The sequence below is a fragment of the Micromonospora matsumotoense genome, assembly GCF_900091525.1.
Taxonomy (GTDB): domain Bacteria; phylum Actinomycetota; class Actinomycetes; order Mycobacteriales; family Micromonosporaceae; genus Micromonospora; species Micromonospora matsumotoensis.
In genome coordinates this window covers 38,326-62,802 of sequence record NZ_FMCU01000020.1, presented here as the reverse complement: position 1 = coordinate 62,802, position 24,477 = coordinate 38,326, and the positions used below count along the sequence as shown (strand labels likewise).

At 71.4% G+C, this 24,477-nt stretch carries 20 protein-coding genes; 8 read left to right on the top strand and 12 right to left on the bottom strand.

The window, feature by feature from the left end:
* Nucleotides 1–2: 2 nt before the first annotated feature.
* Together GA0070216_RS28195 and GA0070216_RS36705 are read right to left on the bottom strand one after the other, a co-directional pair.
* Nucleotides 3–1,490 (bottom strand): endo-1,4-beta-xylanase, encoded by a 1,488-nt coding sequence (locus GA0070216_RS28195; protein WP_091252379.1) that lies wholly within the window; start codon nt 1,488–1,490, stop codon nt 3–5.
* 342 nt (nt 1,491–1,832) lie between these two features.
* Entirely contained in the window at nt 1,833–1,991 is a 159-nt protein-coding gene (locus tag GA0070216_RS36705) for a response regulator transcription factor (RefSeq protein WP_218108298.1), read from the bottom strand.
* Between GA0070216_RS36705 and GA0070216_RS35085 the strand changes: the two genes are divergently transcribed.
* The gene (locus GA0070216_RS35085) at nt 1,981–2,199 is read left to right on the top strand and encodes a hypothetical protein (protein ID WP_218108297.1); all 219 of its coding nucleotides are present in this window, start codon (nt 1,981–1,983) and stop codon (nt 2,197–2,199) included. The genes GA0070216_RS36705 and GA0070216_RS35085 overlap by 11 nt on opposite strands.
* 61 nt (nt 2,200–2,260) lie before the next feature.
* Here GA0070216_RS35085 and GA0070216_RS28185 read toward each other — a convergent pair whose 3' ends face one another.
* A complete protein-coding gene (locus GA0070216_RS28185; protein ID WP_091252374.1) occupies nt 2,261–2,956 on the bottom strand; it encodes a histidine phosphatase family protein in 696 nt (231 codons plus the stop codon).
* Nucleotides 2,957–3,165: 209 nt separating this feature from the next.
* Here GA0070216_RS28185 and GA0070216_RS28180 point away from each other — a divergent pair, with 209 nt between their 5' ends.
* From GA0070216_RS28180 to GA0070216_RS28170, 3 genes are all read left to right on the top strand, one after another.
* Nucleotides 3,166–4,209, top strand: a complete 1,044-nt coding sequence (locus GA0070216_RS28180; RefSeq protein WP_091252372.1) for a polysaccharide deacetylase family protein — start codon at nt 3,166–3,168, stop codon at nt 4,207–4,209.
* A 293-nt stretch (nt 4,210–4,502) separates the two neighbouring features.
* On the top strand, nt 4,503–5,912 hold the full coding sequence (locus tag GA0070216_RS28175) for a poly(ethylene terephthalate) hydrolase family protein (protein WP_091252370.1): 1,410 nt from the start codon (nt 4,503–4,505) through the stop codon (nt 5,910–5,912).
* A 260-nt stretch (nt 5,913–6,172) separates the two neighbouring features.
* Nucleotides 6,173–8,560: a low temperature requirement protein A gene (locus GA0070216_RS28170; protein WP_176739177.1), complete on the top strand. Its 2,388-nt coding sequence runs from the start codon at nt 6,173–6,175 to the stop codon at nt 8,558–8,560.
* 47 nt (nt 8,561–8,607) lie between these two features.
* Here GA0070216_RS28170 and GA0070216_RS28165 read toward each other — a convergent pair whose 3' ends face one another.
* Nucleotides 8,608–9,843, bottom strand: coding sequence for a cellulose binding domain-containing protein (locus GA0070216_RS28165; RefSeq protein WP_091252366.1), 1,236 nt, complete (start codon nt 9,841–9,843; stop codon nt 8,608–8,610).
* Nucleotides 9,844–10,137: 294 nt separating this feature from the next.
* Here GA0070216_RS28165 and GA0070216_RS28160 point away from each other — a divergent pair, with 294 nt between their 5' ends.
* From GA0070216_RS28160 to GA0070216_RS28150, 3 genes are read left to right on the top strand one after another with little or no spacing between them, the layout of a single operon-like run.
* Nucleotides 10,138–10,815, top strand: a complete 678-nt coding sequence (locus tag GA0070216_RS28160; protein ID WP_091252364.1) for a vWA domain-containing protein — start codon at nt 10,138–10,140, stop codon at nt 10,813–10,815.
* Nucleotides 10,812–11,666: a protein phosphatase 2C domain-containing protein gene (locus tag GA0070216_RS28155; RefSeq protein WP_176739176.1), complete on the top strand. Its 855-nt coding sequence runs from the start codon at nt 10,812–10,814 to the stop codon at nt 11,664–11,666. The genes GA0070216_RS28160 and GA0070216_RS28155 overlap by 4 nt, the downstream gene beginning before the upstream one ends.
* The gene (locus tag GA0070216_RS28150) at nt 11,663–13,279 is read left to right on the top strand and encodes a serine/threonine-protein kinase (RefSeq protein ID WP_091252359.1); all 1,617 of its coding nucleotides are present in this window, start codon (nt 11,663–11,665) and stop codon (nt 13,277–13,279) included. Before GA0070216_RS28155 ends, GA0070216_RS28150 begins: the two co-directional genes overlap by 4 nt.
* Here GA0070216_RS28150 and GA0070216_RS28145 read toward each other — a convergent pair.
* Together GA0070216_RS28145 and GA0070216_RS28140 are read right to left on the bottom strand one after the other, a co-directional pair.
* The gene (locus tag GA0070216_RS28145) at nt 13,231–14,115 is read right to left on the bottom strand and encodes a hypothetical protein (RefSeq protein WP_091252358.1); all 885 of its coding nucleotides are present in this window, start codon (nt 14,113–14,115) and stop codon (nt 13,231–13,233) included. The two genes, GA0070216_RS28150 and GA0070216_RS28145, sit on opposite strands and share 49 nt — an antisense overlap.
* Complete coding sequence (locus GA0070216_RS28140; RefSeq protein ID WP_091252356.1) at nt 14,112–14,489, bottom strand: hypothetical protein; 378 nt, start codon at nt 14,487–14,489, stop codon at nt 14,112–14,114. The genes GA0070216_RS28145 and GA0070216_RS28140 overlap by 4 nt, the downstream gene beginning before the upstream one ends.
* A 53-nt stretch (nt 14,490–14,542) precedes the next feature.
* On the opposite strand from GA0070216_RS28140, the gene GA0070216_RS28135 reads away from it, so the two are divergent.
* Nucleotides 14,543–17,413 carry a CHAT domain-containing protein gene (locus GA0070216_RS28135; protein WP_141723220.1) on the top strand — a complete coding sequence of 957 codons (2,871 nt, stop codon included), beginning with the start codon at nt 14,543–14,545 and terminating at the stop codon, nt 17,411–17,413.
* Between the two features lie 6 nt (nt 17,414–17,419).
* Here GA0070216_RS28135 and GA0070216_RS28130 read toward each other — a convergent pair whose 3' ends face one another.
* From GA0070216_RS28130 to GA0070216_RS28105, 6 genes are all read right to left on the bottom strand, one after another.
* Entirely contained in the window at nt 17,420–19,273 is a 1,854-nt protein-coding gene (locus GA0070216_RS28130) for a putative bifunctional diguanylate cyclase/phosphodiesterase (RefSeq protein ID WP_091252350.1), read from the bottom strand.
* Nucleotides 19,270–20,076 (bottom strand): SAM-dependent methyltransferase, encoded by an 807-nt coding sequence (locus GA0070216_RS28125; protein ID WP_091252348.1) that lies wholly within the window; start codon nt 20,074–20,076, stop codon nt 19,270–19,272. The genes GA0070216_RS28130 and GA0070216_RS28125 overlap by 4 nt, the downstream gene beginning before the upstream one ends.
* A 283-nt stretch (nt 20,077–20,359) precedes the next feature.
* On the bottom strand, nt 20,360–21,481 hold the full coding sequence (locus tag GA0070216_RS28120) for a sensor histidine kinase (RefSeq protein ID WP_091252439.1): 1,122 nt from the start codon (nt 21,479–21,481) through the stop codon (nt 20,360–20,362).
* The gene (locus GA0070216_RS28115) at nt 21,474–22,169 is read right to left on the bottom strand and encodes a response regulator transcription factor (RefSeq protein ID WP_091252346.1); all 696 of its coding nucleotides are present in this window, start codon (nt 22,167–22,169) and stop codon (nt 21,474–21,476) included. Before GA0070216_RS28115 ends, GA0070216_RS28120 begins: the two co-directional genes overlap by 8 nt.
* A 58-nt stretch (nt 22,170–22,227) precedes the next feature.
* Nucleotides 22,228–22,932, bottom strand: a complete 705-nt coding sequence (locus GA0070216_RS28110; RefSeq protein ID WP_091252344.1) for a VanZ family protein — start codon at nt 22,930–22,932, stop codon at nt 22,228–22,230.
* 116 nt (nt 22,933–23,048) lie between these two features.
* Nucleotides 23,049–24,323 (bottom strand): serine hydrolase domain-containing protein, encoded by a 1,275-nt coding sequence (locus GA0070216_RS28105; RefSeq protein ID WP_091252437.1) that lies wholly within the window; start codon nt 24,321–24,323, stop codon nt 23,049–23,051.
* Nucleotides 24,324–24,477 lie beyond the last annotated feature (154 nt).

The following is a 24,477-nucleotide window of genomic DNA, read 5'->3' as shown; positions in this document are numbered from 1 at the left end:
CGTCAGGCGGGGGTGCAGGAGATGTTGCTGGGTGCCGTGTTGCTGCTGCCGTTGACCAGGAAGCCGAGGGTGGTCGAGGCGTTCGCGCCGAGGGCGCCGTTGTACGCGGCGTTGCGGATGCTGACCGCGCCGCTGTTGCCGGTGTTGCTGCCGTTCCAGACGTTGGCGATGGTCTGCCCGCCGGCCAGCGTCAGCTGCACTGTCCAGCCGCTGATGGCGGTGGTGCCGTTGGTCACGGTGAGCTCACCCTGGAAGCCGCCGTTCCACATGCTGACCATGCGGTACGCCGCGGTGCAGCCACCCGGCTGCCCGGTGGGCGGCGGCGTGGTCGGCGGGGTGGTCGGGGGCGTGGTGGGCGGGGTGGTCGGCGGCGTGGTGGGTGGGGTGGTCGGCGGCGTGGTGGGTGGGGTGGTGGGCGGCGGGGTCGTCGTCCCCGGCACCGTGGTGGAGGCGGCGTTGAGGGCGTTGAGAACCGAGGTGTACGCCGGCTTCGGGTTGCTGTTGCGGTCGAACAGCAGCGGGTTCTCGTTGCCACGCCAGGAGTCGCTGTCCCGGATGCCCCACGTCGTGATGCCGACGCAGCGGGGGACGTTCATGCAGGCCTGGGTCAGACCCTGGTACTGGCTGGTCGAGGCGTTGGTGACGTCGGCCTCGGTCAACGCCACGTCCACCCCGAGGGCGGCGAAGCTCGACAGCGTCTGCTGGAAGTTGCCGGGCAGCGAGCTGCCACCGGTGAAGTGGGTCTGCAGGCCGACGCAGTCGACCGGTACGCCCCGGGCCTTGAAGTCCTTGATCAGGTTGTAGACGCCCTGTGTCTTGCCGTACGTCCAGTTCTCGATGTTGTAGTCGTTGTAGCACAGCTTCACGCTCGGGTCGGCGGCCCGCGCGGTCCGGAACGCCACCTCGATCCAGTCGTTGCCGGTGGACTGGAGGTTCGACGACCGCCGGCTGCCGTTCTCGGCGTACGCCTCGTTCACCACGTCCCAGTAGGCGAACTTGCCCTTGTAGTGCGCCATCACGCCGTTGATGTGGCTGATCATCGCGGACCGCAGGGCACTGCCACTGAGACCTGCCCAGAACTTCGGCTGCTGGGCGTGCCAGGCCAGGGTGTGGCCCCGGAACCGCATGCCGTGCTGGGTGGCCCAGTCGTAGATCGCGTCGCCTCTACGGAAGTCGAACTGGCCGGGGTTGGGCTCGGTCGCGTCCGGCTTCATCTCGTTGACGGCCGTCATCATGTCGAACTCGCGGTTGGCGATGTTCAGGAAGCCCGAGTCGTTGAGCCGGTCCGCCCCCATGGCGGTGCCGAAGTACCGGCCGCTGCGCTCGGCGGCGGCCTTCAGCGTGGTCCCGGGCGGTCCGCTGAGGTCGGCGTGGGCGAGGGTGGCGACGGCCATCGACGACACGGTGATCGCCAGGGCGCAGGCCCCGCCCAGCAGCAGCCTGGCGCCACTGCGGGTACGGCGTTTCGATGGAGCGGGTACGTCGTTCATCTGTGCGCTTCCTCTCGGTGTTCTGTCTGGTCCGTGGCAGCACGAGGCACTGAGCCGGCCGATCGTGGTGGATCGATGACCCGAGCACCGCGCGCCGCTGGACCAGCACGCCACAGGGGACGCCGAGCCGGAAGTCAACCCCGACCGCGTCCTCGTCAGTGACCACCGGTGGCTGCCCGGTCCACCCGGTGGATCGCGAACACTCCGCGTCGTACGCCCGTGCGGGGTGACGCTGCCCTGCGGTGATGTTATATCGAATGCATTCGATCTGCGACCGGTTCCGGGGCGTCCGGGGCGGGCCTGCACCCTCCGCCACGGCCCGACCACCCAGCGGCAGCGCGCTCAGCCGGAATGGGCCCGCCGGGCGGCCAGCTCGGTACGGTTGCGGACCCCGAGTTTGCGGAAAATGTTGCCCAGGTGGAACTCGATCGTCTTCACCGAGAGGAAGAGCCGTTGGGTCGCCTCCCGGTTGCTGAGCCTGTTGGCGATCGTGGTGGCCACCCGGGCCTCGGCCTCGGTCAGCGCCGGCCCACCCGAGGACGTCGGGAACGCCGACCCGACCACCGGGGAGAGGTTGGCGCTGGTGCTCGACCGGGGCCGGCTGGTGGAGAGCGGACCGCCCGGGGCGCTGCTGGCCGCCGGTGGGCCGTTCGTCCGGCTGGCCGGCGTACCCGATGCCCTCCGGTCGTGGCCCGACCGGGTGTCCTGACCCGTTGCGGCAGACTCCTGCCCGTCCGACCCCCGCGCCGGCCGTCGCCGGCCCCGCCCGGTCACGGGGAGGGCGGGACGACGGCGAACCCGACCAGGTCGAGACGACCCCGGGTGTGGGCGTAGCGGGTGAGTGAGGTGTTGGCGATCGGCGTGGTGGCGAGGATCGCGTCGAGTTCGGTGAACGACAGGTCTTCGAGAACGTGGCGTACGGCGACGACCACGGCGTCGTGGGCCACCACCCACACCCGGCGGCCGGCGTGGTGGCGGTGGAGGTCGACCAGGGCGGCGCGGACGCGGGCGGTCACGTCGTCGAACGTCTCACCACCTGGTGGTCGGTAGGCGTAGAGGCCGTCGGCGGCGAGCCGGGCCGCCTCGGCGGGGAACCGCTCGGCGATCATGAGGGGCGTCAGCAGTTCCAGGTCGCCCATGAGCCGGTCGACCAGCCGCTCGTCGAGGTCGGCCCGCGCGGGGGTGACGCCGAGGGCGGCGACGGTGTCCGCGACGCGATTCCAGGTCTGGCGGGCCCGCCGGTAGGGCGAGCAGACGACGTGGTCGGGACGTTGGTCGGCGGGTTGCGTCGCGAGCCAGCGGCCCAGTCGGGTGGCCTGCCGCCAGCCAAGCGGCGACAGCGGGATGTCGGCGTCGCGGCCGGTGAGACCGTGTGCGGCGACACCCTGCGCGTGAGCCTCGGCGAACGCGACGTTGGCGACGCTCTGCCCGTGCCGGACGATGGTCAACTCCGCGACGGTGTCCATGGCTCCCACTGTCCGCAGGGAGGAACACCGCCGCGATCCGGTACGCCGGTCGTGGGCGTGATGTCCCCCATGCGCGCTTTTCCGAAAGTTTCCGAAAGTTGTTGACGCGTTCGAAACCCCGCTGCAATACTCCGATCCACAGTGACATCAACACATCTCGATATATCTGCCGCGCTGTCAGGTGTCACCGTCCCAGGGAGGACCTGCGCATGATCGCCAGTTTCGGTGGCTCCGGCCGCCCGCCCACCCCCCGAACAGCACGGTTCACCGTCCGGCTGGCGGTGCTCGCCACCACCGTGGCCCTGGGCGCCGTCGGTGTGGCGGTCTCGGCCACCCCGTCCAGCGCCGCCGCCTGCAACGGTTACGTCGGCCTCACCTTCGACGACGGGCCGACCGGCAACACCGGCGCGCTGCTGTCCGTGCTGCGCGCCAACAACGTCCGGGCGACCATGTTCAACGTCGGGCAGAACGTGCAGGGCAACCAGTCCGCCGCCCGGGCCCAGGTCGACGCCGGCATGTGGGTCGCCAACCACAGTTGGAACCACTCCCACATGACCTCGATGAGCCAGAGCCAGATGCAGTCGGACCTCTCCCAGACCAACTCGGCGATCCAGTCGGCGACCGGCGTCCGGCCGCAGTTGTTCCGCCCGCCCTACGGAGAGACCAACTCGACCCTCCAGTCGGTCGCCTCGTCGCTCGGCCTGCGCCAGGTGATCTGGGACGTCGACTCCCAGGACTGGAACGGTGCCAGCGTCAGCCAGATCGTCTCCAACGCCGGCCGCCTCCAGGCCGGTCAGGTGATCCTGATGCACGACGGCATCCAGAACACCCGCGACGCGATCCCACAGATCATGGCCAACCTGAACAGCCGCAGCCTCTGCCCGGGCATGATCTCGCCGAGCACCGGCCGGGCGGTGGCCCCGGACGGCACCCCGACCACCCCGCCGACCGGCACCCCGACCACCCCGCCGACTGGCGGCGGGTGCACCGCGACAGCCACGTACCCCAACGTCTGGGGCGACCGGTACAACACGTCGGTGACGGTCCAGGGGGCCGGCAACTGGACCGTGGTGGTGGCGGTGACCGCGCCGCAGAAGATCACCACCACCTGGAACGGCACCGCCAGTTGGGACAGCTCCGGCTATGTGATGACGATGCGGTCCAACGGAAGCGGCAACACCTTCGGCTTCACCACGATGATGAACGGCAACAGCGGCGCCAGGCCGCAGATCCGGTCCTGCACCGCGAGCTGACCGACGGGCGGCCGTCAGGTCCACCGTGATCCACCGGCCCTCTCCGGATGCGCCCGTCGCGTCCGGGGAGGGCCCCTTCGCTACCACCCGGTCCAGGCGACGTCCCGAAACTATCGGGTCACCTGCTCGAAACTACCGGTTGAAAACCCCGGGATTACCTGCCAACCTGAAACCCATCGATAACCGTGAACGTTAACAGGGGCGGTACCAACTGCCCTGCCGGATGGACGCCGGCCCGGTCGGGCACCCGACCGGGCCGCCCACCCACCACCCACCACCAGGAGGTACCGATAGTGCGAGGACACGCACCACACTCCCCGCCCCCGGAGCACACCCACCCCGGCCGGGTGTCCCCCCGCCGTCGGGGAAAACTGTTCACGCTCGTCGCGGCCGGGATCGCCGCCGCCGTCGTCGGGTTGTTCACCATGACGGTGGCGACCGGTTCGGCGTCGGCCGCCGACAACCCGTACCAGCGGGGGCCCGACCCCACCCGGAGCAGCGTCGCGGCCGTGAACGGCCCCTTCGCCAACACCTCGGTCGCCGTCCCGACCGGGTACGGCTTCAACGGCGGCCGGATCTACTACCCGACCGACACCAGCCAGGGCACCTTCGGCGCGATCGCGATCTCGCCCGGCTACACCGCGCTGTTCTCGGTCGAGCTGGCCTGGATGGGGCCGTGGCTGGCCTCCCACGGCTTCGTCGTGATCGGCATCGAGACCAACAGCCGTAACGACTTCGACACGGCCCGGGGCACCCAGCTGCTCGCCGCGCTGGACTACCTGGTCCAGCAGAGCCCGGTACGCGACCGGGTCGACCCCAACCGGCTGGCCGTCTCCGGTCACTCGATGGGTGGCGGTGGGGCGCTGAGCGCGGCCATCCGGCGCTCGTCGTTGAAGGCGACGGTCGGCATCGCGCCGTACTCGCCGTCGTCGAACCTGGCCAACGACCGGGTGCCCACGATGGTCTTCGCCGGGCAGGCGGACACGGTGGTCACCCCGTCCTACGCCACCGGCCTCTACAACAGCCTCCCGGCCACGACCGAGAGCGCCTACCTGGAGGTCGCGGGCGCCGACCACGGGTTCATGGTCGGCCGGTCGAACCCGGTGCTGATCCGGACCATGCTGCCGTTCCTCAAGATGTTCGTCGACAACGACGCCCGGTACAGCCAGTTCCTCTGCCCGCTGGCGGACAACAGCGGCGTGGTCAGCTACCGCAGCACGTGCCCGCTGCTGCCCCCGGTACCGACCACCCCGCCGCCGACGCCGTCGGACACCCCGCCGCCGACCCCGACCACGTCGCCGACCAGCAACCCGCCCGGCACCGCCAGCCTGATCGTCGGCGCGCAGTCCAACCGGTGCCTCGACGTGCCCAACGCCTCCCGCGCCAACGGCACCCGGGTGCAGCTCTGGGACTGCAACCGGCAGGCCAACCAGTCGTGGACGTACACCTCGAACAAGCAACTACGGGTGTACGGCGACATGTGTCTGGACGCGGCGGGTTCCGGCAACGGCGCGGCGGTCCAGATCTACGGCTGCCACAGTCAGACCAACCAGCAGTGGAACCTCAACTCCAACGGCACCATCAGCAGTGCGCAGTCCGGGCGGTGCCTGGACGTCTACAGCACGGCCAACGGGGCGCAGGTCCAGCTCTACGACTGCCACGGACAGACCAACCAGCGGTTCACCCTCACGCCCCTCGCCTGACCGCCCGAACCGACCCGGCGGGCAGGCCCCTGACCCACCGGGTACGTCCACCGTTTCCACCGGGCCCGGGCCGGTGCTCTCCCGTGCGGGAGGGCACCGGCCCGGCCCGGTGCCGTACGCCCGTTGGTGACTTCTTCTCAGCTTCGGCCGTTTGCTCTGCTAATCGAGGTTGGCGGGACAAGCTGTGTCCGGTTTGCGAGGCTTAGCCGGTGCGGAGGGATGATCCCGCGCCCCATCCGACGGCCGGGGGGCGGCGGCTGGTGGCCCGTGACCCCGGGGCCGTCGGCGATGTGAGCTGGGTCGAACTCTTCGTCGATCTGCTCTTCGTGTTCGCGTTCCTGGCCGTCACCACGCTGATGGGCGAGCATTTCAGCCCCCTCGGGCTGGTGCAGGGCGTGCTCGTGATCCTACTCATCTGGCACTGCTGGACGCCGTGTGTCTGGCTCGGCAACGTGGTGCACCTCGACCGGGGGGTCATGCCCCCGATCATGCTCGGCATCGCCGCCGCCCTGCTGGTGATCGGGGTCGCGATACCCGAGGCGTTCACCGACCGGCAGGGCGGGCTGCCCGGCCCGCTGGTACTGATCTGTGGGTATCTGCTGATCCGGGCGACCGCCATGGTCATCCTCACGTTCGTCCGTCATCGGGGCGAGGGTGGTCGGCGGTCGGCGGTCGCCGCATGGTTGATCTTCATCGCCGGCGGGCTGGTGCTGCTCGCCTCCGCCCTGGTGCCGCCCCTGCTGCCGGCGACCGTCGACGCCGCACTGGTGCAGGTGGCGCTGTTCGCGGTCGCTCTCCTGATCGACTCTCTCATCCTCGTGGTGGCCAGCAAGGGCGGCTGGCAGGTCGTCTCGCCGTGGCACCTGGCCGAGCGGCACGCCCTGATCGTGCTCATCGCGCTCGGCGAGACGATCATCTCGATCGGCGCCAGCGAAGGGCTCGGGGTGGACCGCCCGGTGACGCCCCAGTTGGCCGTCGGGGCCATGCTGGGCATCACCGTGGTCTTCACGCTGTGGTGGAGCTACTTCGACCTGGCCAAGGTGATCATCGAACGTGCGCTGAACGCCAGCGCCGGGACAGACCGCACCAGGGTCGGGCGCGACGTCTACAGCGGGCTGCACCTGCCCATGATCGGCGGGTTGATCTTCTTCGCGCTGGGGCTCAAGCACCTCAACACGCACGCCACCCAGGAGATCGCGCACCCGTGGCCCTCGGCCGGCACCACCATCCTGTACGGCGGCGTGCTGCTCTATCTGGGAGCGCTCGTCGCGGTGGAGTGGCGGGCGGTCCGGCTGCTGGGCCGGGGTCCGCTGACGGCGGTGGCGCTGCTGCTGGCGCTGCTGACGGTGGTCGGTCGGATCTCCGAGGTGCAGGCGCTGGTGGTGCTGGTCGTCGCCACCTGCACGATGGTGGCGCTGGACAACACCGTCTTCCGGCAGCGGCACCGCCAACTCCACGAGTCGGTCGAGGGAGAGGGCACCGACGTCGGGGCGGTCGACCCCCGGGGGCTCTTTGTCGACCTCGTGTTCGTGTACGCCTTCATCGAGGTCACCGCGCTGATGAACCGCTTCCCGACCCTGCTCGGGCTGGCCCAGGGCATGATCCTGCTGGCCCTGCTCTGGTGGGCCTGGACGTCGTACACCTGGCTCACCAACGCGGTCCGGCAGGACAGCACGGTGGTGCGGCTGAGCACGGCGGGCATCATGACGGCGGTGCTGCTGATCGGGCTGGCGATCCCGCAGGCCTTCGTGCCCCTGCCCGACAGCCTGCCCGGACCACTGCTGGTCATCGGGTGTTACATCTTCATCCAGCTGATGCAGGGATTGATCTTCCGGCAGATCGTCCGCGAGAACTCCGACCTGCGGGTAGCCGGCAGTCGTTTCGCCGGCACGGCGATCACCATCGTGATCCTGATGGTGATCGCCGGTGTCGAGGTGGTCGCCCCCGACAGGGTGGCCCGCCACCCTGCCATGACGCTGCTCTGGGTCGTCGCGCTGCTCGTGCAGTACGTCGCCGGTTACTGGGCCGGCAACCAGCTGTGGCGGATCAGGCTGGTCCGTCACTGGGCGGACCGCCACGCCCTGGTCATGTTGATCGCCTTCGGCGAAGCGGTCCTCTCCGTCGGCGTCGCCATCAACGACGAACCGATCTCAGCGCCCACCCTCGTCGTCGTCGTCGCCTCCGCGGTGACCCTCGGCACCATCTGGTGGAGCTACTTCACCGCCATCGACGCGGCCAGAATTGCGCTGGCGGCCTACGAGGGGGACCGCCGGGTGCGTGCCGCGCGGGACGCCTACACCTATCTGCACCTGCCGATGGTGGCGGGCATCGTCCTGGTCGCCTACGGCCTGCACCAGACCCTTGCCGCGTCCCAGGACCGCGACAGCGCCCTCCTGGGCCACTACACGCTGTTCCTCGGCGTGGCGTTGTACCTGTTCAGCAATCAGATGTTCTGGCTGCGGATCTTCCGGACCACCAGCCGTCACCGGCTCATCGGCGCGGGGGTGGTCACCGTACTGGCGCCGTTGACCGTCGCGCTGCCATCCGTCGTCTCACTGCTGCTCCTGAGCGTCATCGGCGTCGTCTTCGCCGCCGTCGAGGCGGTGCAGCAGGGCGACCCGCGTACCCGGCAGCCCACCCGGACGTGACCCCCGGGTCCGGGCCCGGATGCGGAGGGCGTCTCGACGGTGTGCTCTCACCCGAGGGTGCAGGGGACGCCGTTGAGCACGAAGCTGGTCGGCGGCGCGTTGCTGGCGTCCCATCTCCCCTGGATGCCGAAGCTCGCGGAGCCGTTCGCCGCGAGGACGCGGTTCCAGTCGACGTTGCGGGCCGTCACCGTGGCGCCGTTCTGGCTGGTCGTGGCGTTCCACGCGGAGGTGATCTGCTGGTCGCCCCGGAAGCTGAAGGTGAGCGTCCAGCCGTCGACCGGAGCGGTCGCGGTGTTCTGGACCGTCACGACGGTGACGAACCCGTCCTGCCACTCGGACTGGTTCTGGTAGGTCACCCGACAGGTGGACGGCGGCTGGGTGGTCGGCGGCGGCGTGGTCGGCGGGGTGGGCACCGTCGGCGCGGTGACCGTGTTGGAGGCGATCGACACGTTGCCCGCCGCGTCCCGGGCCCGCACGTAGAACAGGTTGCGCAGCGGCGTCGACGTCGGGAGCGCGATGGTGTACGTCGTCACCGGCACCCTGGCGACCAGGACCGAGGTGTACCAGCCGTCGAAGCGGTAGACGTTGTAGCCGCTCACCCCGACGTCGTCCGTCGACGGTGACCAGGAGAGCGTGGCGGTGGAGTCGGTCACGTCGCCCAGGGTCAGGTCCTGCGGAGCGCTCGGTGGGGTGGTGTCCGGGCCGGTGTCGGCCACCGGGGTCACCACGGTCACCGTGTTCGACGAGGCGGAGCGGTGGCCGACGACGTCCCGGGCGGAGACCCGGAACGAGTACTGCTGGCCCGCGCGGATGTAGTTGCTGATCGTGGTGGTGGTGACGTTGCCGACGCTGGCCGACACGACGACGTCGTCGAAGGCCATGTAGTAGATGATGTCGTAGCCGGCGATGGCGCAGCAGCCGGGCGTCGCGGCCGTCCAGGTGAGGGTGACCGACCCCGCCCGGACCTGGCTGGCGGTGACGTTCGTGGGCGCGCTCGGCGGGAAGGGCGAGGTGTCCGGCGTCGTGGGTGGCGCCGTGGGTGCCGGGGTCGGCGTGGACGGGGGTGTCGTGGCCGACCCCGGGAGGGATCCCGCCGCACCGGCGGGCATGGGGGCGACCTCGGGGTGGCTGCCGGCGACCGGCCCGGCGGGCGTCGCGGTGCCGGCACCGGCGGCCGGTACGGCGATCAGCCCGACGCCGAGCACCGCGATCGACGAGACGACGGCGGCCAGCAGGCCGGGCCGCACGCGGCGGCGCAGGGAGGACGAGCGCATGCCTGCCATGGGTCAACGGTGCGACATGACATCGATGGTTGTCAACGAATTGCACCAACCGGTGGGCGGCTCCACCCTCGCCCGGGACCGGTCCCACCGCGTTGGAGTCGAGCGGTGCGACGCCCCACGGCCGGCGTCAGCTGGCCGCGATGGCGGTCAGCGCGACGCAGCGGCACTGATGAGCGACCTCCCTGTCCGCCGGGACCACCCGCCGGCGCGGGCGAGGGCGACACCGAGCGCGACCCTCAGATAGACAGCCGGTGCTACGTTGGGCCTGTCCACTGGCGACGGTTGGGGGTGCGCATGGCGGAGACTGCCGGACGGGTGCTGCCGGTCTATCTGGTGGCGGACGAGTCCGTCTCCATGACACCGGTGGTGGACGAACTGAACGCGGGGCTGCAGTCGCTGCACGACGCCCTGCTGCGTGAACCCCTCGCCGCGGCCAAGGTCCGCTTTTCGATCATCGGGTTCTCCGAGGACGTGGTCGTTCACTCCGCCCTGTCCGACCTGCGCAACGAGACTGCGCTGCCGCAGCTTTCGGTGCGCTCCGGCACCGCCTACGGCGTCGCGTTCAGCCTGCTGATCGATCGGATTCCGGCCGATGTGCGGGCCCTCAAGCGGGAGGGCTTCGCGGTGCACCGGCCGGCGGTGTTCTTCCTCAGCGACGGGCAACCGACTGATCCCGGCGAGTGGGAGCCGGTCTATGCCGAATTGATCGACCGGGAGCGCACGCCGACCGCGCCGAACATCATCGCGTGTGGCATCGGTGACGCGCGGGCCGAGACGATCCTGCATGTGGCGACCCGGCCGGAGTTCGCGTTCGTGGCGACGCCAGGGGTCGAGGTGGGGTTCGCGATCGCCGAGTTCTGCACCGCCCTGACCCGCAGCGTCATCCGGTCGGGGCAGGCCGTCGGCGGGGACACGGCGGAACTGGTCGTGGAGCGGCCGGACAGCTTCCGGATGGCCGTGGACGTGGTGTGAGCTTCGACTGGGCGCCTCCGTTGATCGGGGCCACGGGCCCGCAGTTGTCGGCCCGCGCCCCACAGACGCAGCCGTACCGGTCGGACACGGTGATCGACGGCTGGGCGGCGGGCGGTTTCGAGGTGCGGGCGGCCTCGGTGCGCGGGCCCGGCCACCGGGCGTCCGGCGTACCCCGGCAGGATGATTTCGCCCTGGCCACGGTGGGCGGTTCGGTGATCGCGGTGGTGGCCGACGGGGTCTCCAACGCCCCCCTGTCCCACCTGGGCGCCACCATGGTGTGCCGGACGGTCGTCGACTACCTGCTGCGCGCCGACGGCACGGTCGACTGGCACGACCTGCTGCGCTGCGCGGGCTGGGCGCTGGTGGAGTACGCCGGGCGGCAGCTGGGTGACAGCGATCCGCAGCAGGCCGAGACCCTGCTGGCCAGCACCGTGGTCGTCGCCCTCGTCCGGCCCGACGGCCCCGGTCGGGCCGTCGCCCAGCTGGTCCGGGTCGGCGACTCGACCGCCTGGCGGTTGCGCGACGGCACCTGGGAGCCGCTGTTCGCCGCCCTGACCGACCCGCAGGACGAGCTGCTCCCGGACGGCGTCGCCGCCCTGCCCCGGGTGCCCGCCGAGGTCGAACCGGTGGAGGTGGCGATCGTGGAGGGCAACGTGTTGGTGCTGGCTACCGACGGCTTCGCCGAGCCGCTCGGCCACGGCACCGGGGACCTCGGGCGGCTGTTCGGCGACGGGCTGGCCACGCCTCCGGCGATGACCCGGCTCGCCTGGATGCTCGACTTCGCCGGCGGGTCGTGGGACGACGACCGCACGGTGCTGGCCGTCTGGCCGGTGTCGCCCGAGCTGTCATGACCGGCCCGCTGCCGCCCGAGGTGAGCCTGTCCGCCCTCGGTCCGCGTACCCGTATCGGGGCCGGCGGTCAGGGCACGGTGTACGCCCTCACCGAGGATCCCCGGTGGGTCTACAAGGAGTACGCGACCCGGTTCGTCGACGACGTCGACGTCACCACGTTGCACCGCTTCGTCCGGCTCGCCGCCGACGCCGGACCGGATGCGGACGCGCTGCTCGGTCTCGCCGCCTGGCCCACCGCGATCGTCCGCAAGGAGGGTGTGGTCCGTGGGTTCCTGATGCCACGGGTACCCGACCGGTTCCGCGTCCGGATCCAACTGCCGCGGGGGGCGGACACCGTCCTGGCACAGGTGCAGTACCTGCTGAACAGCGACGACTACCTGCGCGACCGTGGACTGCACATCGACAACCGGATGCGCCTCGAACTGCTGCGTGACACCGGCGAGGCGCTGACCCTGCTGCACCGGCTCGGCGTCTGCGTCGGCGACCTGTCGCCGAACAACCTGCTGTTCAGCCTCGACGCCCGGCCCCGGTGCTACTTCATCGACTGCGACGCGATGCGCCTCGACGGCGACTCGGTGCTGGCACAGGCCGAGACCCCGGAGTGGCACGTGCCGGATGCGGACGCCGAGGAACTGGCCACGCCGGCCACCGACGCGTTCAAGTTCGGGCTGCTCGCGGTGCGCCTGTTCGCGGGTGACCAGCAGACCCGCGATCCGGACGGGGCCCGGCGGCGGCTCGACCGGCAACTGCTCACCCTCGCCGGCCGGAGTCTCGACCCCGACCCGCAACGCCGGCCTGCTCCGGAGCAGTGGTTGCCCACCCTGGACCGGAGCATCCACCGCACACCTCCGACGCCGGTGGAACCGGTTGCTCCCCCGACGGAACAGGAGCCGCCCCACCGGAACGCCGCACGTCCAGACCCCGTACGCCGGATCATCCCGAAGCCCCGGGTGGTCAGCCCGCAACCGGCCGGCCGGGGGTGGGGTCTGCTCGTGGGGGCGATGGTCGCGATCGCGGTGCTGGCCGGCCTGATCAGCGCCAACAGCGACTCGTCGGGCACGACCTCCCGGACGACCCTGCCGACGGGGTTCCGCTGGACCGCCCCGCCGCCTTCCTACCCCGGATTGCCGATGAGGAATCCGGATCCGCTCCTGCCCGCCGGCAGCTCGGCAGGGGTGCCCCGATACCCCGGCCTGCCTCTGCCGACCCGTTTCGACCTCGAAAAGCTCCTCCCCCTGACCAGGGCCTGCATCCTCAGCGACGTCACGGTGGGACCCGGCCTGAACCGGTCGTCCGCCCGGACGAAAGCCGCAGTCGTCACCGTCGGCAGCTTCCTCTGCGGGCTCAACATCGACGCGCCGCGGCTGGTGGACCGCAGCAAGACCCAGATCGCCCGCGCCGGCACATTGACGGGGAAAGGCCCGTTCCGGGTCGCGACGATCATCGGAATCCGCACTGCGGCCAGCGGCAACCCGCAGGTCAACGTGGTGTTCGCGCCGAGTGGTGCCGGCTCGTCAGCCGGTTGCTGGCGCTCCCGGCTGTCGCTCGTCAAGGACGGTGACGGCTATGACGTCGGCTCGCTCTCCGCACCGGTCCGGGCCTCGTGCCCGTGACCGCTGGCACCCTTGTGCAGCAGATCGTTGACGGCGGCGGCGGTGGACGGCGGCACCGGACGGCCCTCTTCGACCGGGAAACCCAGCTCGGCGACCAGGTTGCGGTGACGCAGGTCGACGGACGCCTCCACGATGTCGGCGAACAGGCCCGCCGCAGACCGGGCCCGCCACCAGGAGACGGCACCGAGGGTCGCGCCGAGCAGCGCCGCCGGCCACCACCACGGGGTCAGCGCGAGGTGGAGCACCGCCCAGCCGGCCGAGGTGACGGCCCGGTCGAGCCGGTCGCGCGCCTGCATCACGTCGGTCCGGCCGTCGGCACCGAGCAGCAGCCACAGCCGCGGCCAGATCAGGCCCAGGCGGAGACCGTACTGCGCGGCCACCCGGTCGTCGGCGAGCCGGATCCGGTCACCGATCCACGTCGGGCGGGCCGGCAGGTAGACCGCCGGCACCACCCGGCGTTGCGCGGCGATCCGACGCACGGCGGCGGCACGCCGACGCGCGGTCACCGCCACCGCGACCCGGCCCGCCGGGCCCGGCCAGGAGCCCAGCCAGACGTGGCGGGCGACCCTGCCGGCCGCCTGGGCGCAGACCGCCGCCGCCGCAGCGGCCGCCACGACGAGCGACCCGACCACCACGGCCAGGCTGACCCGGTCCTTCAGATGATCGAGCGCGTCGGCCGCGGCGAGCGCCGCGCCGTGGACGTCGAAGACGGCCTTGCGACCCGGCAGTACGGCGAAGGCGGCCACCGCGCACCACAACAGTCCGGGGCCGAGCGCACGGGTCAGCCAGCGGTCGTTGATGCGCCGTCCGACCTCGCCCAGCAACACCTCGATCATGGCTCGGCCCGGTATGTCATCGGCGTCCCGGCGAGCGCGCAGTGCGGCACCCGACCCCGGTCGTCGCGGTGGGCCCGACGCGAGCAGCGGTGGCGCGGGCAGCGGTAGTCGCCGTTCAGCACCACCGGCGCGAGACCCTCCAGTTGGGCGCCCTCGGCATAGTCGGTGAACGACGGGCCGGTGCCGCTGCGCTCGGTCTCGGTCTCGGTCTCGACCCGCCAGCCGAGTTGCTGACAGACCTCCACCACGGGTCTACCGGCGGCCAGGTCGTCGAGGAGTTCGTCGAGCAGGTCGCTCCACAGCCCGGCCTCGGCACGTTCGCGCAGGGTCGGCACGGCGGCGCACAACGATGCCAGCAGACGACGCTGCTCCATACACGACACTCCCGTCGGTTGACGCCTCAGCTGCTGTCGAATCTACTGAACCGGTGCCATCCGCAGAGGGGTCCATCGACTCGGTGGACCCGCTGATCGTCGCGTACAACGACAGCGGTGACGAATCTCTGCTGGTCCGGGCCGAGGGCCTGGCACGGGGTCTCCTCGCCGCCGATCCGTCCCGGGTGGATGTGCTCGCCGCGCTGTCCACCGTCCTGATGTTGCGGGGCCGGACTTCGGACCCGAAGTACCTCGACGCCGCGGTGGCCACCGCCGAGAAGGCAGTGACGCTGACCGCGGCCGATGATCCGTGGTGGCCGTACGTCAATGCCCAACTCGCCCTGGTCGTCGGCTTTCGGTTCGAACAGCGGCGCGCGGTGTCGGACCTGTCCATGGCGAAACGGCACGCGGACGTCGCCGTGGCCGCCGCCGGCGAGAGCGACCCCACCCGGACGGATGTGCTGGTCCGCTGTGTGAACGTGTACCGGCTCAGTTTCGAGAGGTTCGGTCAGCTGGCGGACATCGACACCGCCGTCCGCCTCAGCCGGGAGGTCCAACGGTCCACCGACCCGGACCACGCGCTCACCGCCCGTCAACTGCTGGCGCTCTGCCTGGTCATGCGTTTCGTCCGCACCGGCGGCCAGGGTGACATCGACGAGGCGATCGCGCACTGTCGCGACGGCCTGGCCGCCATGTCCGGGCGGCACGTCGACCGGGCCCCCCTCAACGGCGTGCTGGTGATCGCGCTGGTGCAGCGCTGGGTGAGTCTCGACGGTGCCGACGACGCCGACCTGCGCGAGGCGGTCCAGGTCAGCCGGCAGGTCGTCGCCGACCTGCCGAACATCGACACGGTCCGCGCGCAACTGCTGTCCACCCACGGGGTCCTGCTGGTCATACACGGCCTCAGCAGCAACTCGTCGCTGCACCTGGACGAGGCGATCCGTAGCGCCCGGGAGGCCGTCGAATCGCCGACGGCCGGCACGCAACGGGCCGGCCACCTGGTCAGCCTGGCCCACTCGCTGCTCATCCGGGCCCGGATGAGCAGCGACCCGAAAGGGGTCAGCGACGCCGTCGAGACCGGCATGGCCGCCCTGGCCGGGTTCTCCCCCGGCCACCCGGACCGGGCGCGGGCCCTCAACGTGCTCGGCACGGCGTTGCGGATTCGCTACCTGATCGATCACGACCCGGCCGACCTCGACGCCGCAGTCGGCATGTGGCGGTCGTCGTCGGCTTCCCGGGCGGGTGCGATCGAGATCCGGATGACCGCGGCCCGCACCTGGGCGCAGACCGCCGCCGAAGCCGGCGACGCAGAGTTGGCCCTGGAGGCGTACGGCACCGCCGTGGGCCTGCTGCCGCTGCTGGCGTGGCGTGGCCTGGACCGCACGGTGCAGGAGAAGCGGCTGACGACGGTGTCCGGCCTGGCCGGCGACGCGGCTGCCTGGGCCATCGCCGCCGGGCAGCCGGAACGCGCGGTGGAACTCCTGGAGCAGGGCCGTCAGGTGCTGTGGTCCCAGGCCCTGCAGACCCGCAGCGACCTGTCCGAGCTGGCCGTGGTCGCGCCCGCACTCGCCCAGGAGCTCGACCGGACGCGCCGGGAACTGGACGGGGCGGAGGCGTCCCCGATCATCGAGCTGCCGGCCCGCCCTGGTGGGGAGATGGGCCATCACCTGCTGACCAGCGCGCTGCGTGGACCGCATCGCGCGGAGACCGAGGACGCCGGTCACCGCCGCCGGTTGGCGGAACGCTGGGAGAAGCTCGCGGCCGAGGCCCGCCGCCAGCCGGGCTTCGAGAACTTCCTGCACCCGCCGTCGTTCGCCGCCCTGCAGCCCGCGACCACCGGCGGTGCGGCGGTGCTGGTCAACACCTCGCGGTGGCGCAGCGACGCGATCATCGTCACCGCCGACGGGGTACGGGCAGTGCCGCTCCCGTGGCTGTCCCACGACACGGCGCACCAACGTGCCGCCGCGTTCCTTGAGGTGCAGCGGGCGGTGGAAGGGGGTGGCGGGCCGGCCGAGCGGGTCGCGCTGCACCAGACGCTGGTGTCGCTGCAACGATGGCTCTGGGACACCGTCGGAGAATCCGTCTGCGCGGCCCTCGACGACATCCTCGGTGGCGCGACGGATCGGCGGCACCGCGTCTGGTGGTGCCCGACCGGGCCACTGACGATGCTGCCGCTGCACGCCGCCGGTCGATTCGGCGCGAGCGCGCCGCTTGCCGCGAAGCGCCGGATCTCGGTCGCCGCCCGCTGCGTGTCGTCCTACATCCCGAGCCTGTCCGCGTTGCTGCGCGCCCGGGCCACCCCGGCACCACCCGGACCGCCGCGGGCTTTCGCCGTGGGTCTCGGCACCCTGCCCGGCCAGGCGTCGCTGCCGGCGGTCAGCGACGAGCTGCGCGCGGTCAGCTCGCACGTGCCCGGCCTACGGGTGCTCTCCGGCCGCAGTGCCACCGTCGAGGGCGTGCTGACCGCGCTCGAACAGCACAGCTGGGCGCACTTCGCCTGCCATGGCGACCAGGACTTCAAGCGGCCCAGTGCCGCCGCCCTCCGCCTGGTCGACGGCAGGCTCAGCGTCCTGGACCTGGCCGGCCGTCTCGCCGCCGGCAGCCGGTCGTCCGGCGGCGCCGACCTCGCCTACCTCTCCGCCTGCCGCACCGCAGCGGGCGGCCGTGACCTGCCCGACGAGGCCATCCATCTCACCGCGGCACTGCAGATGGCCGGCTTCCGGCACGTCATCGGCAGCCAGTGGGCGGTCTCCGACCGGGTCGCGGCCCAGGTCGCCGACGACGTCTACGCCGGTTTGAAGGCCGGAGAGCGTCTTGACGCGGACGATGCGGCCGTCGCGTTGGACAAGGCCATCGACCGGGTGAGGCGTGAGCACCCGGACCGTCCGGAGCTGTGGGCGGCGCTGATCCACACCGGTCCCTAGGGTGCTTCAGCGCTGCTGGATCGGTAACGCCGGCAGTTCGGTGCCCGGTGACACGGCGTCGTGGTGCTGCTGGGCGACGATGCGGGCAGTGATCTCGTGGGGCGGCACCGGACGGCCGAAGTGCCAGCCCTGCCCGTTGTCGCAACCGGTCGCGGTCAGCCGGCGGGCCTGCTGCGCGGTTTCGATGCCCTCGGCGGTCACCACGAGGCCGAGCTTGTGCCCGAGCGACACGACGGTGCTGAGGAAGTCGTCATCCGTGCCGGGGCGGCGGGCCCCCGGCCGCCTGGCCGGCTGCGCCGACGAACGGGTCAGGCTGGCGTCGAGTTTGAGGCCGTGCAGGGGAAGGGAGCGGAGATTGGCCAGATTCGCATAGCCGATGCCGAAGTCGTCGATGACGATCCGGACGCCGAGTTTCATCAGTGCCGCCAGCGTCTCCGTCACGATGCCGGTCAGATCGATCACCGCCTGCTCGGTGACTTCCAGCTGGAGCAGGTGCGGCGGCAGGCCTGTCCGGTCGAGGATCTGCGCCACCGCTCCGGCAAACCCGTTGCGACGAAGCTGGCGCACCGACACGTTGACGCTCACGTACAGGCCGGGTTGGACCCGCTGCCACCGGCTGGCCTGCCGGCACGCCTGCTCCAGCAGTTGGCGGCCGAGCGGCACCACGAGGCCGGTGCGTTCGGCGAGCTCGATGAACCGGGCGGCGCTCAGCAGGCCGAGCTGAGGATGCTGCCAGCGGGCCAGGGCTTCCACCCCGGTCAACTGCCCGGACCGGAGAGCGACGATGGGTTGGTAGGCGGCGGTGAACTCGCCCCGCCGCAGCGCCGCCGGCATGGCTGCCGACAGCCGGTAACGCTCGGCGTCGGCGTTGCTGCGGTCCTGGTCGAACTGGCGCAGGGTGGCCTTGCCGTCCGCCTTGGCCCAGTGCAGCGCGATCTCACTGGCGCGCATCAGGGTCGCGGCGCCACCGTCGGCCACGGTGCCCTCGGCCACTCCCGCGCTCACCGTCAGGGGCACCTCGGTGCCGTTGACGCGGAAGGGGGCGGCGAGCGCGGCGAGCGCCTGATCGGCGATCTTGACGGCGTCGCCGGCGCAGGTGGTGTCGCGGACCAGGATCGCGAACCGGTCGCTGTCCAGCCGCGCCACCAGGTCGATCCGCCGGTCGGTGAGCGCGCCGACCCGGTCGGCGATCTCGCGGAGCAGCAGGTCACCCACCTGATAGCCGAGTACGTCGTTGACCGCCGCGAAGTCGTCGACGTCGAGGCAGCAGACTCCGACCCGGTCGATCGGCAGCTGGGCGGCGGACAGCCGTCCCAACTGCTCGGTGAGCAACGTCAGGTTGGGCAGCCCGGTCAACTGGTCGTGGGTGGCGAAGCGGCGGAACCTGGCCTCGCTGACCCGTAACGCCTCCTCGGCCTGGGTGCGAGCGGCGAGCGCGGCCAGCCGGACCGTGTCCTGGGCTCGCAGGCTGAGATCGTGCGCGGCCGACGTGAAGCCCGCCGCGAGGTCCGCCAGCAGGCGGTTCAGCCGAGCGGCAATGGTGGGGTCGGCGGTGATGCCCAGCTCGCCGAGGAACCGCGAGCCGATGACGGCGATCGTGCCACCGAGCGCCTCCGGCGACCCGAAGCCGGCCGCCACCAGATCGGTGCCGATCCGCCGGCCGCCTCCGGGCTCGCCCGGCTCGGCGAGAACCGCGGTGACCAGGCGGTCCGCCAGTCCGGCCACGATGCGACGGCGCTGCTCGGCGCTGATCGGCACATAGTGGGCCCGGTGCAGGGCCGTGGCCCACGCCGTGACGAACTCCTCGACGCCCGGACGGCTCCGGTCGTCGAGCCCGTCGGCGGCGGGCCGATCGCTCACCTGCGGCGTCCGACTCCGACGTAGAAGCTCATCCGCTCCGGGTGCTCCCCGACATCGGCCGACGACTCGGGGCGCCACAGCGGTGACCACACCACGCCGGGTTCCACCAGGTCGAGGCCGGCGAAGAAGTCTTCCACCTGCGTGCGGGTGCGGGCGGTGACCGGGGTGTTCGTCCGGCCACTGAGCCGGGCGCCCTCGCCCATCTCGTCCGGCCGGCTGTCGGTGGTGACGTGGCTGATCGCCACGCAACTGCCCGGAGCCAGCGCCGTCCACAGCCGCCGGATCAGCCCGTACGGGTCGTCCTGGTCGGGGACCGCGTGCACGACCGAGACGAGCAGCAGACCGACCGGCCGGTCGAGATCCAGCAGCCGACGAACCTCCGGATGGTCCAGGACGGCCTCCGGATGGCGCAGGTCCTCCAGCAGCGCGACCGCGTTCGGCTGGCCGGCCAGGATGTGTGTGCTGTGCGTCACCGCCACCGGATCGATGTCCACATAGACCACGCGGGAGTCCGGATCCACCTGCTGGGCGATCTCATGCACGTTGCCCACCGTCGGAATGCCGGACCCGATGTCCAGGAACTGCCGAATCCCTTCGTCGAGCATGAATCGCACCGCGCGATGCAGGAACTCGCGGTTCGCCCGCGCGACCAGGCGAAGATCTGGCACCGCCGCCAGTGCCTGGCGGGCGAACTCCCGGTCGACCTCGAAGTTGTGCGAGCCGCCGAGCCAGTAGTCGTAGGCTCGCGCGACGCTCGGCCGGCTGAGATCAACATCTGCTGGCGCCCAATCCGGCCGTTCCATCGTCGCCCTTCCCACCACCACCGTGACGTGACTGTCGCCACTATAGGCCGACATTTCCTGCTGCCGCACCACACCGAGATCGTCCGCAGGCCGATGGCGGACACCGGTTCCGTCGATCGTCCGTCCACACCGTACAGACATCGACGCGCCTGCGCGCCGTACCGTACCGCTCGTCGGTCCCGGACGCCCCGCCTGAGCTGACGCGGGACCGTCGCCTCCGGCGGGCTCCACGGCCCGGCCCCGACGGGGTGGCAGCACGTCGAACGGAAACCGGTCGTCGACCCTACGGGGGGCCGGGGAGCCGGACCGTGACGAGGAGACCTCCGTACGGGTTGGGGGCCAGGTCGAGGGTCCCGCCGTGGGCCCGGACGATGCTGTGCACGATGGCGAGACCGAGGCCGACACCCACGTGTTCGTCGGTGCGTACGCGTTCCATTCCGCGCTGGAAGGGTTCGGTGAAGGTCGACACCAGTGCGGGTGGGAGCCGGCGGCCCGTGTTCCCGATCCGCAGCAGGCTCGTGTCGCCGTGCGCCTCGGTGTGGACCGTCACGGTGCCGCCGGCGGGAAGGTTGTGCACGATGGCGTTCTGCACGAGGTTCGTCACCATCCGGAGCAGGAGTTCGGCGGAGCCGCTGGTGCGGGCCGCCCCGCCGGAGACGTCCAGCGTGATCCGACGCCGTTCGGCGAGGGGAAGCAGCGTCTCGGCGGCCTCCTCGGCGACGAGGGAGAGGTCGACGACTTCGCGGGTGAAGGTGCCGCGGTCGCCGCGGCTGAGCAGCAGGAGGGCCTCGGTGAGGTCGATCGCCCGCTGGTTGACGGTGTGCAGTCGTTCGATGAGGTCGCCGCGCCCAGCAGCCGGCTCCCTGCGGGCGACGTCGAGGAGCGCCCGGGAGATCGCGAGCGGGGTACGCAGTTCGTGGGAGGCGTTGGCGGCGAACCTCTGCTGCTCCGCGACGTGGGATTCGAGCTGTTCGAGCATCGAGTCGAACGCGTCGGAGAGTTCCCGGAACTCGTCCCGGCGACCCTCCAGCCGAATCCGGTGGGACAGTGCTCCGCCCGCGGCCACGCGGGTGGCATCGGTGATGCGGGTCAGCGGCGCGAGCATCCGGCCGGCGAGGGCCCATCCGCCCAGCAGGCCGAAGAACAGCAGCAGGCCCAGCACCGCGACTGCTCTCGGAACGAAGGCATGGAGCAGGTCGAAGCGGTCCGGTACGAACATGACGGGGGCGGGGAGGCGGGAGCCGTCGGGTGCCGGGGCGGGCGACCCGGCGTCGATCACCTCGGGTACGTAGCGCAGCAGGAACACCCACACGGTGACCAGGAGCAGGCCACCCGCCAGCATGCCGAACCCGGCATAGCTGAGGGTCAGCTTGAGGCGGACGCTCAGACCCGGCTCCCTATCCACGGTCCACTCCCGCACGCCCGGTGCCGGGAGCGGTGTCGATGCGGTAGCCGACGCCGGGCACCGTGGCGATGATCCATGGTTCGCCGAGCCGTTTGCGCAGCGCGGAGACGGTGATCCGTACGGCGTTGGTAAAGGGGTTGGCGTTGAGGTCCCAGGCCCGTTCCAGCAGATCCTCGGCGCTGACGACCCCACCCTCGGCGGCGACGAGGACCTCCAGCACGGCGAACTGCTTGCGGGTGAGCGCGACATGGCGTCCGTCGCGGAAGACCTCCCGGCGGAACGGGTCGACCCGTAGGCCCGCGATCTCGCGGACCGGCGGCCGGGCGTACCCGCGCCTGCGGTCGAGTGCCCTGAGCCGGAGCACGAGTTCCCGGAGTTCGAACGGTTTGGTGAGGTAGTCGTCGGCGCCCAGCTGGAATCCGGACGCCTTGTCGTCGATCCGGTCGGCAGCGGTGAGCATGAGGATCGGCAGGCCGCTACCGGAGGCGACGACACGGCGGGCGACCTCGTCGCCGGACGGGCCGGGGATGTCACGGTCGAGGATCGCGAGGTCGTAGTGGTTTACGCCGAGCAACTCCAGGGCGGAGTCGCCGTCGGGAGCGATGTCGGCGGCGATCGCCTCCAGCCGCAGGCCGTCCCGGACGGCTTCAGCCAGGTAGGGCTCGTCCTCCACGATCAGTACGCGCATACGCGCAGCCTAGGAGCACCGAAAGGTGGTACCGACGTACACATTCCGGACGCGTGCCTCAGCCGGCCGCTACCGGCGCGGGACACGGCCGCTGCGACGGCACCTCCGCCGGGGTACGCCACCAGTGGCGGGACGCCAGCGCGGCCAGCACGGCACCGGTGGCGTTGACCAGTACGTCATCCACCGACGACACCCGGTCCAGCCACAGGACGTACTGGGCGGTTTCCACCAGGATCGAGCAGCCCGCGCCGAGCGCCAGGATCCGCGGCATCGAGGCGAGCGCCGCGAACCGCACCGGGGCGAAGAACCCCAGCGCCGCAAAGATCAGCAGGTTGCCGCCGATCCCGACCGGCCCCATCGTGACCAGGTCCCGCAGCGGGACCAGACTCACCCGGCCGGGGCCGAGGCCCGCCGCCGCCCCCGGCATCAGGGTCATCCACACCAACGGCACCGTCCCGTAGACCATGCCCACCTCGGCCAGCGACAGCCGCCACACCGGGGCGACGCCGGCAGCACGCCGGCAGCGCGCCAGCGCCCACACCGCCAGGGCCGCCAACGGCAGGCCCACCAACATCATCAGCACCACCCCGTTGAACGTGTCGTAGCAGCCGTGCCACCGCCCGGCCAGACACCTCGGAGCGGACATCATGAGCGGCCGCCGTACCGCGAACGCCGCGCCCGCCAGCCCGAGAAGAGCCAGGCTGGCGGGCAGGATCCGGCGGACGAGACGGGACGGTGGGGACGGGGATGCACTGTGGTCCATGCCCCCATCGAAGCCGGCGGTCCGTTGCGGTGGCGTATGCGATTCTCCATACGTCCGCGATACACCGATGCCGGCGACCAGCGCCTGCGGCCTGGTGCATGATCCGGTCGGAAAGCTCAGCCACCACCACCCCCGCCGCCGGGTGGGTCGACCGGGCCGCCGGTGACGGCCTCGGCCTCCCGCAGGCAGATGTCCAGCATGGGTACGCCGTCGCTGTTGCTGAGGATGACGCCGACCCAGCCGGTGTCCGGATAAATGCTCCAGTTGGCACCGATACCGCCGGCCCCGCCGCCGCGCCCGATCACCCACTGACCGTTGATGATGCTGACCGGCATCGTGTACGCCTCGTACGAGGTGGGTGCCGGGCCGGGGAGCCTGGCCCCGGCGAACAGGTCGGCGTGGGGCCGGTCGAGCACCGTGCCGTCACGCAGCGCCTCGGCGAACCGGACCAGGTCCGGGGCGGTGGCGAAGCCGTCGCCCGAGGCGTGGCCGATGAAGCCGCGGCCCGGATTCCTGCCCCGGATGTTCGCATCCAGACTGCCCTTGTCCAGGTTACGGACGGCGTCCACCAGGCTGCCGTCGGCCTGCTGCAGGTACGGGTGCGCGATGTGCCCGTCGGTGAGCCACTGCTCCCTCGTGTAGAACGCCGAGCTGCTCATACCGCAGCGCCCGAAGATGTGCGCGTGCACGTAGTCCCAGAACGTCATGCCGGACACGGCCTCCACGATCTGCGCGGCCATGGCCAGGCCGACGCCGCCGCCGGGAAGGTGACCGTTGGACCCGGCGCCGGGGACCCCCACCAGCGTCGCCTGCCGGGCCCACTGCTCGTGGTACGCGTGCACCTCGTCCCGGCTGTGGAAGACGCGTTGCCAGTCCGGCATCGGAGCGTCCAGCCCGGAGGTGTTGGTGAGCAGATGGTGGACGGTCACCCGCTCGGCGATCTCGCTGGCGAACCCCGCCAGATGGGTGCCCACCGTGTCGGACAGCGTCACCCTGCCCTGCTGCACCAACTGCAGGATGGCCACCGACAGGAAGGGCTGGCTGCCCGAGGAGAGGTGGAACGCGGTGCCCTCGTGATTGCGGATCCCCCGCTCCCGGTCGGCCATGCCGTAGCTGCGCGACAACACCGTCCGCCCCCGGTGGGACAGCAGCACCACGCCGGAGAACCTGCCCTCGGCGGCCAGCCGCGCCACGTACCGGTCGTAGGCCCCGCCAGGCCGGGTGTCCGGCAGGACCCGGTCACGCTCGGACGAGCCGGTGCGGGCCGGCCCAGCGTGGCCGATCCCGGCACCCGACAGCGGCGAGGCCGCCGCCACCATTCCGGCGGCGGCCATCGCACCCCGGGTGACCAACCGCCGCCGGTCGATCCCACGTGCGGCATCCGAATGCATGATCACGCTCCCTGCCCGGTCGATGAATCGTGCGCTGACGGTGCTGCGCTCTGGTCCATTCCCGTAGTCAAGACGCACGCACGTTGCGGTCGCGTATGCGTTTTCCGATACGCCCGCGATACGGCGACGCGTCTTCCCGGCAGGGTCTGTGGTC

Bases quoted from the DNA above. Each gene is read 5' to 3' on its own strand.
- GA0070216_RS28195 (WP_091252379.1), bottom strand. From the start codon at position 1,490: ATGAACGACGTACCCGCTCCATCGAAACGCCGTACCCGCAGTGGCGCC.
- GA0070216_RS28185 (WP_091252374.1), bottom strand. From the start codon at position 2,956: ATGGACACCGTCGCGGAGTTGACCATCGTCCGGCACGGGCAGAGCGTC.
- GA0070216_RS28180 (WP_091252372.1), top strand. From the start codon at position 3,166: ATGATCGCCAGTTTCGGTGGCTCCGGCCGCCCGCCCACCCCCCGAACA.
- GA0070216_RS28165 (WP_091252366.1), bottom strand. From the start codon at position 9,843: ATGGCAGGCATGCGCTCGTCCTCCCTGCGCCGCCGCGTGCGGCCCGGC.
- GA0070216_RS28160 (WP_091252364.1), top strand. From the start codon at position 10,138: ATGGCGGAGACTGCCGGACGGGTGCTGCCGGTCTATCTGGTGGCGGAC.
- GA0070216_RS28150 (WP_091252359.1), top strand. From the start codon at position 11,663: ATGACCGGCCCGCTGCCGCCCGAGGTGAGCCTGTCCGCCCTCGGTCCG.
- GA0070216_RS28145 (WP_091252358.1), bottom strand. From the start codon at position 14,115: ATGATCGAGGTGTTGCTGGGCGAGGTCGGACGGCGCATCAACGACCGC.
- GA0070216_RS28140 (WP_091252356.1), bottom strand. From the start codon at position 14,489: ATGGAGCAGCGTCGTCTGCTGGCATCGTTGTGCGCCGCCGTGCCGACC.
- GA0070216_RS28125 (WP_091252348.1), bottom strand. From the start codon at position 20,076: ATGGAACGGCCGGATTGGGCGCCAGCAGATGTTGATCTCAGCCGGCCG.
- GA0070216_RS28115 (WP_091252346.1), bottom strand. From the start codon at position 22,169: ATGCGCGTACTGATCGTGGAGGACGAGCCCTACCTGGCTGAAGCCGTC.
- GA0070216_RS28110 (WP_091252344.1), bottom strand. From the start codon at position 22,932: ATGGACCACAGTGCATCCCCGTCCCCACCGTCCCGTCTCGTCCGCCGG.
- GA0070216_RS28105 (WP_091252437.1), bottom strand. From the start codon at position 24,323: ATGCATTCGGATGCCGCACGTGGGATCGACCGGCGGCGGTTGGTCACC.